Annotated in this window: 8 protein-coding genes and 1 pseudogene; 3 read left to right on the top strand and 6 right to left on the bottom strand. The window is 70.8% G+C overall.

The features are described from left to right. Nucleotides 1-360: 360 nt before the first annotated feature. From ASG32_RS26760 to ASG32_RS26740, 5 genes are all read right to left on the bottom strand, one after another. Nucleotides 361-2478 (bottom strand): TonB-dependent siderophore receptor, encoded by a 2118-nt coding sequence (locus tag ASG32_RS26760; protein WP_170855270.1) that lies wholly within the window; start codon nucleotides 2476-2478, stop codon nucleotides 361-363. Between the two features lie 548 nt (nucleotides 2479-3026). Beyond that, nucleotides 3027-3569, bottom strand: coding sequence for a cytochrome c (locus ASG32_RS26755; protein ID WP_056532325.1), 543 nt, complete (start codon nucleotides 3567-3569; stop codon nucleotides 3027-3029). Further along, on the bottom strand, nucleotides 3556-4800 hold the full coding sequence (gene soxC / locus ASG32_RS26750; protein ID WP_020094428.1) for a sulfite dehydrogenase: 1245 nt from the start codon (nucleotides 4798-4800) through the stop codon (nucleotides 3556-3558). Before soxC ends, ASG32_RS26755 begins: the two co-directional genes overlap by 14 nt. A gap of 170 nt (nucleotides 4801-4970) precedes the next feature. Next, nucleotides 4971-5204 (bottom strand): tautomerase family protein, encoded by a 234-nt coding sequence (locus tag ASG32_RS26745; protein WP_020094429.1) that lies wholly within the window; start codon nucleotides 5202-5204, stop codon nucleotides 4971-4973. An 85-nt stretch (nucleotides 5205-5289) separates the two neighbouring features. Further along, nucleotides 5290-6060: an SDR family oxidoreductase gene (locus tag ASG32_RS26740; protein WP_056532323.1), complete on the bottom strand. Its 771-nt coding sequence runs from the start codon at nucleotides 6058-6060 to the stop codon at nucleotides 5290-5292. Between the two features lie 101 nt (nucleotides 6061-6161). Between ASG32_RS26740 and ASG32_RS26735 the strand changes: the two genes are divergently transcribed. The 3 genes from ASG32_RS26735 (at nucleotide 6162) to ASG32_RS26725 (ending at nucleotide 9620) form a co-directional block, all read left to right on the top strand. Further along, complete coding sequence (locus ASG32_RS26735; RefSeq protein WP_020094431.1) at nucleotides 6162-6611, top strand: helix-turn-helix domain-containing protein; 450 nt, start codon at nucleotides 6162-6164, stop codon at nucleotides 6609-6611. Between the two features lie 199 nt (nucleotides 6612-6810). Further along, nucleotides 6811-8157 carry an MFS transporter gene (locus tag ASG32_RS26730; RefSeq protein ID WP_056532321.1) on the top strand — a complete coding sequence of 449 codons (1347 nt, stop codon included), beginning with the start codon at nucleotides 6811-6813 and terminating at the stop codon, nucleotides 8155-8157. Nucleotides 8158-8480: 323 nt separating this feature from the next. Further along, entirely contained in the window at nucleotides 8481-9620 is a 1140-nt protein-coding gene (locus tag ASG32_RS26725; protein ID WP_244492232.1) for a hypothetical protein, read from the top strand. Nucleotides 9621-9715: 95 nt separating this feature from the next. Here the strand turns inward: ASG32_RS26725 and ASG32_RS26720 are convergent. After that, nucleotides 9716-9829 (bottom strand): annotated as a pseudogene (locus ASG32_RS26720) (IS5/IS1182 family transposase); the annotation flags it as partial.

Genomic DNA, 9829 nt, shown 5'->3' with positions numbered 1-9829 from the left:
CCCGAAGACGTAGGCCAGCAGCGCGGTCGAGAGCAGGGCCGGCTGCCCCGCGAACAGGCTGTAGGCCCAGGACCAGGCGGCGACGTTGGCCGCGATCAGGACGAGGTAGAGCAGAACGATGCGGCGCCGCACGACGCGGGGCGCCGTGCCATCGGACGGGACGATCGCTTCCATCAAAGCCTTACCCACCCGAATACCGTCCCCTCGGCCCCGTTGCCCGGGCCTGTCGCGTCGCTGCTGCCGTGCAGCACAGAATCCGACATAGCGCAGAAGCGGTCGGCCTGCGGAGTCCCGCAGGCGCGTCCTCTCGCCGGCGCGACGATCCCGGCGGCTGCCTGGACGGGGGCCGCGGGCCCGCCATCAGAACCGCACCGTCACCGAGCCCGTGATCCGCCGGGGCGAGCCCGGATAGACCCGGAACACGTTCAGCGAACTCTCGTAGTACGCGGTGTCGAAGATGTTCTCGACGTTGAGCGCGATCCGGGCATTGTCGAAGCGGTAGTAGGCGAGCGCGTCGACCGCGACGTAGGCCGGCAGGGTGAAGCCGGAGCCGGCCGCGTCGCCGGCGCGCGCGCCCACGCCCCGCACGCCGCCTCCGATACCGAAGCCGCGCCACGCCCCCTCCGGCTCGTAGACCGCGAGGAGGCTGCCGGAATGGCGCGGCACGTTGATGAGCGGGGCTCCGACCGGGAGCACGTTGTCCTTGGTCACCCGGGCGTCGGCGTAGACGTAGCCGGCCAGGAGCTTCAGCTCCGGCGTGATCTGCCCCTGGGCCGTCAGCTCGAACCCCTGGCTGCGGACGGCCCCGGCGGCGAGGGAGAAGCCGGTATTGGCGGGATCGGGCGTGAGCACGTTCTCCCGCTCCACCCGGAAGGCGGCGGCGGTGAGGAGCAGGCTGCCGCCGAACAGCTCGGACTTGGCGCCGACCTCGTAGCCGAGGCCGGTCTCGGGCGGCAGGGCCGTGCCGCGGGTCACGGCGGCGGCGTCGGGGCCGATGTTCGGCCGGAAGCTCGTGCCGACGTTGGTGTAGAGGGCGAGTTCCGGGATCGGCCGGTAGACGAGGCCCGCCCGGGGCGACGCGGCGACCCGCGACTGGTCGACCTGACTGCGGACGGCGCGCTCGCGGAAGCTCTGCTCGAAGATGTCGAGGCGCACACCGACGAGCGCCCGCCATTCGGGGCTCAGGACGATCTCGTCCTGCGCGTAGAGGCCGGTGTTGGTGATCCGCTCCAGGTTGTTGCGCGGGATGGTGATCGGCGGCAGCGCATGACCGTAGACCGGGGCGTAGATGTCCAGGGCGAACGGGCTCGTGCGGAAGTTCGAGCGGAAGTACTGCGTGCGGCTGTCGGTGCTCTCCCGGTCCATGCCGAGCAGTAGCGTGTGGCCGATGCCGGCGGTATCGAAGCGCCCGACGAGGTCGGCCTGCCCGACGGCCACGTCCCAGCGGTAGTCGCGCACGTTGCGGTCGCGCGAGACCGTGCGGTTGTCGGCAGCGATGGCGCGGATCTCCGCCGACTCGCCCGCGAGATCGCCCGTGTTGAAGTAGGTCGCGAGGCGAAGCTGCCAGTTCTCGTCGAAGCGGTGGTCGACGCGGACCTGCAACGTGTTGTTGTTCTGATAGGTGCTCTGCCCGGGCTCGCCGAGGAAGCGGGAGACGGGCAGGAACCCGAGTTGCCGGTTCAGCGCGATGACGCCCCGGTCGAAGACGATCCGGTTCTTCACGAACTCGGTCTCGACCGTGATCCGCGTGTCCGGGGTGACCTGCCAGCTCACCACCGGCGCGACGAGGAGCCGGTCACTGTCCACGAAGTCGCGGAAGCTGCCCGCACCCTGGGCGGCGAGGTTGAAGCGGTAGAGCACCGTGCCGTCCGCGCTCAGCGCACCGCCGGCATCGATCGTGCCCCGGGTCAGGCCGAACGAGTCGACCTGATTGCCGAACTCGACGAACCGCTCGGCGGTCGGCTGCTTGGTGATCAGGTTGACCAGCCCGCCGGGGTCGCTGCGCCCGAACAGGGCCGCTCCCGGCCCCTTGAGCACCTCGATGCGCTCGATGTTCTGGGCGTCCGGCGGCGGCGGCGTCCCGCGATTGAGGGGGAAGCCGTTCTTGTAGATCTCGGAGGTGGTCACGCCGCGGATGGCGTAGCTGAAGATCGACAGGCCGCCGAAATTGTTCTGGCGAGTGACGCCGGGCAGGTAGTCGAAGACCCGGTCGACGCGGGTGGCGGCGATGTCGGTGATCGTCTCGCGCGGCGCCACCGACACGGCCACGGGCACGTCGATCTGCGGTGTGGCCGTGCGCGTCGCGCTGACCGCCGCGCCGGCGCCGTAGCCCGGTGTCGGACCGACCAGGCCGATGCTGCCGCGCCCGGACGCCGTCGTCCGGGCGGCGCCCTCGCCGACATGCTCGACCGACAGTTCCTCCAGGGTCACGCTCTCCTGCGCGCGGACCTCCCCGACCGGCACGCCGGCGGACAGCATGGCCGCCAGGGCCAGGCGCGGGCTGCCGCGCCGCGCCCCGGCAGGGCGGGCGCATCCCCGGCGCGGCCTGGGACTCTCGCGGAACGACAATCGTCCAGAACTCGCCACCACACACTCGCTGCTGCCGGCGCGCGGCCACGCGGAGGCGGGCGGCGTCACGCCCGGACGGGCGGCACCGCGCGCTCCGCTGGGGCACCGCGCCCGAGGAACGTCGTCGCGCCGAAGGCCGCCTCCCGTGACGCGCGTCATCGCCGCCGCCGGACCGTCCCGGTGCGCGGCACCGGCGGCCGCGGGGAACGGGCGCGCCCAGTCGACAGGTGCGGGGCAGATCCGGACGCACCGCGCAGCGCGCACCGGATTACCACCCCGGCTCCGGACCGTGCCCGGATAACCTTGGCAGGAAAATACTTGCCGCGGCGACCGGCCGGGTCAACGCCCCGGCAACCGAATGTAATAATGTTGCGACGACAGTGGCGGAACGGCCACAGCATCGTGGCGCCCCGGCGGCGGGCGGGGCCGGGGCGGCCTGATCGGGTACGCCGCTCCCGTCAGGGTCTCACATCCGGCCTGGGATCCGGCACGAACCCGTCGCGGTTCGGCATGCGGACGGCGGCCAGGGTGGCGGCATCGAGCACGGCGCCCTCCGGGACGAGCCCGTTCAGGTACAGGACGTAGCCCGAGACCGCGTAGACGTCGTCGGCGCTGAGCGATTGCGGGGCGTTCATCGGCATCGCCCGCCGGATGTAGTCGAACAGGGTCGGCGCGTAGGGCCAGAAGCTGCCGACGGTCTTGAGCGGTTTCGCCGAGGCGAGCGTGCCCTGGCCGCCGGCCAGCCGCTCGCCGGTCCCGCCCTCGCCCCGGCTGCCGTGACACGAGGCGCATTGGGTCTCGAAGACCTCTCGGCCGTGGGCGACGCTGCCGTGTCCGGGCGGCAGCTTCCGGCCGTCCCGGTCGACGTCGATGTTCCAGGCGGCGATCTCGGCCTCCGTGGCCGGACGCCCGATCCCGAGGCGCTCCGTCGCCCGTGCCGGCCCGGCGCAGGCGAGCGCCAGGGCGATCCCCGCGGCGGCGCGGGCTTCACGCATAGCCATTGGCCACCTCGCCGTCCGCGGCGATGCGCCAGGGCACGACCGCGTTGTTGTGGTAGAAGGATTTGAGGCCGCGCACCGCCGTCAGCGCCTCGAAGCCCGGCTGCACGTAGCCGGTCTCGTCGATCGCCCGGCTCGCGATGGTCGTCGGCGTCCCGTCCCAGCGCCAGGGCAGGCGGAACCGCGTCAGCGCCCGGTTGAGCACCGGCTCCTGCAAGGCGGCGTCGCGCCAGCTCCCGCCCCCGTCCGTCGAGACCTGCACGCCGCGGATCCGCCCGCGCCCGCTCCAGGCGAGGCCGGTGATCTCGTGGAAACCGGGGGCGATCCGCTGCGTGCCCGAGGGCCGCGTGATGATCGACTTGGCCTCCATCACGAAGGTGAATTGCCGCGCCGTGCCGTCCGGCATCAGGTCGGTGTACTTCGACGTCTCCTCGCGGGAATAGGCCGGCTCCGCCGTGACGTTGAGCCGGCGCAACCACTTCACGCTCATGTTGCCCTCGTAGCCGGGCAGCAGCACCCGGAGCGGGTAGCCCTGCTGGGGGCGCAGCCGCTCGCCGTTCTGGCTGTAGACCAGCAGGGCGTCGTCGAGGCACTTTGCGATCGGGATACTGCGGGTCAGCGCGGCGGCGTCCGCGCCCTCGGCCACGACCCACCGCGCGTCTGGCTTGAGCCCGGCCTCCGCCAGGACCGTCGCGAGGCGCACGCCGGTCCATTCGGCGCAGCTGACGAGGCCGACGAGGTCCGACGCCGTCTTGCCCTTGATCGCCTCGAAGCCCGGGTTGCCCGAGCATTCGAGAAAGTAGATGTGCGACTCCGACGGGAAGCGGCGGATGTCGTCCATCGTCAGGATGAGCGGCGTCTCGACGAGTCCGTGGATCATCAGCCGGTGCTGGGCGGGATCGATGTCCGGAATGCCGCCGTGGTGGCGCTCGTAGAACAGGCCGTTGGGCGTCAGGATGCCGTCGAGATCCTGCAGCGGCGTGCGGCTCGACGCCGAGATGTACTGCTTCAGACCCTTCGGGACGTTGCGGATGACGCCCTCCTCGAAGCGCGAGGGCCGGCCGTAGGTCTGGCTGCCGACATCGGCGCCCGGGACCTTCATCCATTCGGGCACGGCCGGAGGCGCCGCCTCGTCCGATCGGGCCGGCCCGCCCGCGAGGACGGCCGCGGCCGCCGCCGCGCCTTGTGCGAGGAAGCGGCGCCGCGCCGGCGGCGATTCGTCGTCCTGGCTCATCGCATGGCACTCCGCCTCGCCCCGCCCGCCGGGGCAGGCCCAGAGTCTCACGCAACGGCGCTCCCTCCTAGTCCCGTCGGAACGGCGCCCGGCGCGCGGTCCGGGGACGGACGCGCGCGACGAGATCGTCGACGGCTCCGAGCAGGGCCGCCGGCACGATGTGGAGGCCGTCAGCGCGAACCCGTCTCGTGGTGCGCCCGCAGGCGTCGCAGGGCCTCGAGATCGAAGACCTCGTCCGCGCGCCCGTAGCCGCCATCCACGACCTCGTCGACCAAGACCATGGTGTGCGGGCGCGCGGCCTCCCCGAAGAAGGAGACCAGCAGATCCGTCGTGCGGTGGATCAGATCCGCCTTCTGCGGACCGGTCATCATGCCCTGCGGGATCTTGAAATTGGCGAACGGCATCGATCGTCTCCAGGCTGAACTGATGAAACACGGGTCGCGCCCGCGCGCGGCGACGCGGATCTCCTCGCGGATCTCCGCGCGCACCTCATTCCTGCGCCGCGCGGGCCGCGCGAGCGGCCTCGTTCAGGGTCGCGACGGCCGCGTCGAAGCGGTGCTCGGCCTCGGCGTTGCGCTGGAAGGCGACGCGCTGCACCAGGATCTCGGCCGGCGTCGGCTGCTGCTGGAACAGGGCCATCACCTCGTCGATGAAGTCGGCCAGCGGTAGGTAGCCCGCACGGGTGGCCTGGCCGGGCGTGAGATCCGTCTGGACCGCCGGCGGCACCAGCTCGATCACCTCGACCCGGCCCTTGAGGACCTCGCGCAGCGAGACCGTGTAGCTGTGGATCGCCGCCTTCGTCGCCGAGTAGGTCGGTGTGGTCGTCAGGGGCACGAAGGCCAGCCCGGACGACACGTTGATCAGCGCCGCGTCCGGCCGTGTGACCAGATGCGCGACGAGGGCATCCGTCAGACGGATCGGGCCGAGCAGGTTGGTGGTGATCGTCGCCTCCGCGTCGGAGAGGTCGCGCGCCTGATCCAGCGCCTCGAAGCGCATGATGCCGGCGTTGTTGATCACCACGTTCAGGGCCGGGTGCTCGGCCGTGACGCGCCGGGCGAACGCCGCGATGTCTCCGGCATCCGCGATGTCGAGGGGCATCGCGTGCAGGCCCGGGCGGCCGGCCGTGACCCGTTCCAGCGCCTCCACGCGGCGACCGGCGACGATGACGGTGTTGCCGAGGTCGTGGAAGCGATGGGCGAGCGCGGCTCCGATCCCGGACCCGCCGCCCGTGATGAGGATCGTGTTGCCGGAGGTTTTCATGATGGCGACCCCGTTGTTGTCGCCGCAGAGAGTATGGTTGACACTCTCCGCCCTGAAGTAGGCACCGAAAAGATTTGTACGCACCGAAAGGAGAGTGTCGAATGCGCAGGGCTGCCCCGGATCCCGCGATCGAGGCGAAGCGGCGCGGGCCACCCCCGCAGGACGTCGATCCGGCGATCGAGGCCCTGGTGAACGACATCATCGGCCAAGTGGCCGACAAGTGGACCATGCTGATCCTCGAGGCCCTGGAGGAGCACGGCACCCTCCGGTTCACGCAGCTCGGCCGGGCCGTGGGCCGGATCAGCCAGAAGATGCTGACGCAGACCGTCCGCCAGATGGAGCGGGACGGTCTCGTCCGGCGGACGGTGCATCCGGTGATCCCGCCGCGCGTGGACTACACGCTGACGCCGCTGGGCCGGAGCCTGGGCGCCGCGTTCTGCGGCGTGTGGATCTGGGCCGAGACGCACCACGCCGAGATCGAGCGGGCCCGGCGGGCGTTCGCAGCGGCGGCCGAAGCTCCGGATCTTCCCGCCGACGCCGAGGCACCGTGAGGACGGAGGGCTTCCCGATCGCGGTCTGGCCGCGGAGGACGGAGGGGCGTGCGGCCCTGGCGGGCTCGCCCGCGCGAGGCTGCCCCGCGCCTATTAACTGTCGAGCGGAAGAGCGATGTCGTCCTTTTCCAATGGTCTCGCCAAGCTTGGCGTTTCAGTCTAGCGTCTAGACTGAATTCGGCGGCAAGGCGGGCGCATCATGCAATCCACCCCTCCGTACGGTGAGCCGCCGCTCCCGATCAGTTCCGACGCGATCGCCGACGGCCCGAAGGTCCCCGGCGCGGCGCGGCGCCGTTCCGTGGTCGCGGGCGCCATCGGCAACACGCTCGAATGGTACGATTTCGCCACCTACGGGTACTTCAGTGCCGTCATCGGCCGGAACTTCTTCCCGTCCGACAGCCCCACGACGTCGCTGCTCTCGGCCTTCGCGGTGTTCGCCGCCGCCTTCTTCATGCGCCCGATCGGCGGCATCGTGTTCGGCCACATCGGCGACCGCTACGGCCGGAAGACGGCACTCCTGCTGTCGGCAGGCCTCATGGCCGTCTCGACCTTCCTGATGGGCTGCCTGCCCACCTACGCGTCGGCCGGACTCCTCGCGCCCGTCCTGCTCGTGGTGCTGCGGCTCGGCCAGGGTCTCTCCGTCGGCGGCGAGTACACCTCCTCGGCCATCTTCCTGTCCGAGACCGCAGCACCGGCGCGCCGCGGCCTGACCGGCAGCCTCGCCTGCATCGGGGCCGCCGGGGGGATCCTGCTCGGCTCCATTGCCGGGACGCTCGTCACCGGCCTGCTCACGCCGGAAGACGTGCACCAGTGGGGCTGGCGCCTGCCGTTCCTCTTCGGGATCGTGCTCGGCGTCTTCATCTTCGCTCTGCGTCGCCATATCGACGACGATCACGTCGAGACCGTGTTTCGCGAAGATCGGGCACCGACGGACCAGCGCTCACCGCTGCGCACGGCCGTCGAGATCGACGGCTCCGCCATGCTGCGCGCCTTCGCGATGAATCTCGGCCTGGCGTGCGGCTTCTACGTGGTGTTCGTCTACCTCGTGACGTTCATGCACACCGTGTCGGGCCTGCCGCAACACACGGCGTTTCTCATCAACTCGCTCGCCATGGTGGTTCAAGCCGTGTGCATCCCGATCGCCGGAGCCCTGTCCGACCGCTTCGGGCGCAAGCGTATTCTGGTCCTGACCGGGGCGGGCCTGACAATCCTGTCGTGGCCGCTCTTCATGCTGCTGACCACCGGCGACACGCTTCTGATCGTCCTGAGCCAGGTCGCGTTCGCGATCCTGATCGCCGGCAACGCCGCCGTCGTGCCGACGGCGTTCGTCGAGATGTTCCAGCACCGCTCGCGCTGCACGGCCCTGGCGATCAGCTTCAACGCCTCGATGGCGCTGGTCGGGGGCACCGCCCCGATGGCCGCGACGTGGATCGTCCACCACCTGGCCTGGCCCACGGGGCCGGGCCTCTACGTCGCCGTGCTGTCGGCCATCTCGCTCGCCGCAGTCCTCACGATGCGCGATCGGACCGGAGAATCGCTCGCGTGAGAGGATCGGCGCGCGGGGGCGACACGCGGAGGCCGAAGTCACGTTGCGGCTCCCACCGAGCCGACGCCTCCATCGATCGTCGCTCGTCTCGACGGTGCCGGGCGTCAGATCGGCGGCGATCCGGGCGGCGCGGTCAATAGGTCACCCTCACTAGTGGAAGCCGAGAGCGGCTCAGCTAAAATCGACTGAGGGAGACAGAAGAGAGCCTGTCCAGCAATGATCAGGTGAGCACTGCGGAGATCTCTTCTTGCCCGACGCGGTCATCGCCATGACCGGCAGACGGGCAGCGGCGCTCCCGAGGGACCTGGAGCATGGGATTCGACGTGACACGACCTCTCTGGCGCTCAGTTTCATCCCGCCTCGTCGTCGTGTCCTTCTCAGTCCTGATGATCGCGCCGGCGGCGCGGGCGGCCAGCACTCTGGAGGCGGCTCTCCGCGCGGTGCCGGATTCCGTCCTGGCGACGCCTGACCCGATGCCGATCGTCTTCATGGACGTCCAGGCGCTGTCCAGGGCCGCCGGCGGTGCGCTGAGCGACGCCGGCCTGCGGCGCATGGCCTTCGCGCAGAGCATCCGCCCGCTGAACGCCCTCAGCTACGGCAGCGCGCAGACATGGACCGAGAAGGCCGGCATCCCGTTCGAGGACATCTCGTATTTCGCGGCCTTCGGCCAGCCTCCGGCGCGCGTGAGTTACTGGGGTCTGGCGACGAAGGCGGCAGCCGACACTCTGGTCGCCAAGCTGAAGGACAGGAACTTCCGGCCGGTCTCGACCGCGCCGCGCATTCTCGCCAACGGTGAGCCGCGCGCCCTGAATCTCAGGGCCCGGCAGCCGACCGATCCCTGGTCCGGCCCGATGGGCGAGACCAGCGCGATCCTGGCGATCGATCGCGTCGTCGCGCAGGCGTCCGCGGCCGCAGATCTGGAGACACGCGTCGGGGTCGGTCGGAGCGCGGCGGATCACGAGGCGGTCGCCACAGCGCTGACGGGTCTGGCCGCCGCGGATGAGCGCGACCCGGGCGCGATCCTTCAAGCGGCCGTCGTGACGCCGCTGATGGGGATCACCCCCGACGATCCTGCCGCCCTCCTGTCGGCGACGACCGATCTGGCCGCGCAGAGGAAGGCGATCGAGGATCAGCGCGAGCGCGGACGGGACGGCGTCCCGGCTTATGCCGGCGGTATCGTGGCGGACTATCAAGGCAAGAACGGACCGGCCCTGCTCGTATCCCTCGCCTATCCCGATTGCCGGACGGCCGACAGGGCCGTCTCCGCGTTGAAGGCGCGTTGGCGAGCCGGCATGGCCCCTGCGGCCTCCGTCGACGGCCGCTCGGTCGAGAGCCCGCAGCGCGGCTGTGCCGCCGTCCTCCGCGTTGATCGTGCCGCGGGTGCGAACACCCCGTTCGGAGAGTTCCTCGGGACCTCCCTGCAGCGCGGCTTCAATGTCCTGCAGATCGGGTCGCAGCGATGACCGGGCTCCGACGCGCCGGTCGGGAGCGCGACCGTCCCGGCCGGCGCGGTCGAGGCGCGGTCGAGACGCGGCTTTCCTAGGGCGTCTCTGCAAACTCATGTGAGCCAGAGTATGGTCATGCCGAGGGTGACCATGGCGAGGTAGTTGGCAGCCCGCTTCTCGTAGCGGGTGGCGATGCGGCGATACTGCTTGAGGCGGTTGATCAGCCG

It is taken from the genome of Methylobacterium sp. Leaf361, from assembly GCF_001424445.1.
Taxonomy (GTDB): Bacteria; Pseudomonadota; Alphaproteobacteria; order Rhizobiales; family Beijerinckiaceae; genus Methylobacterium.
This window is presented reverse-complemented; position numbering and strand designations above follow the sequence as displayed.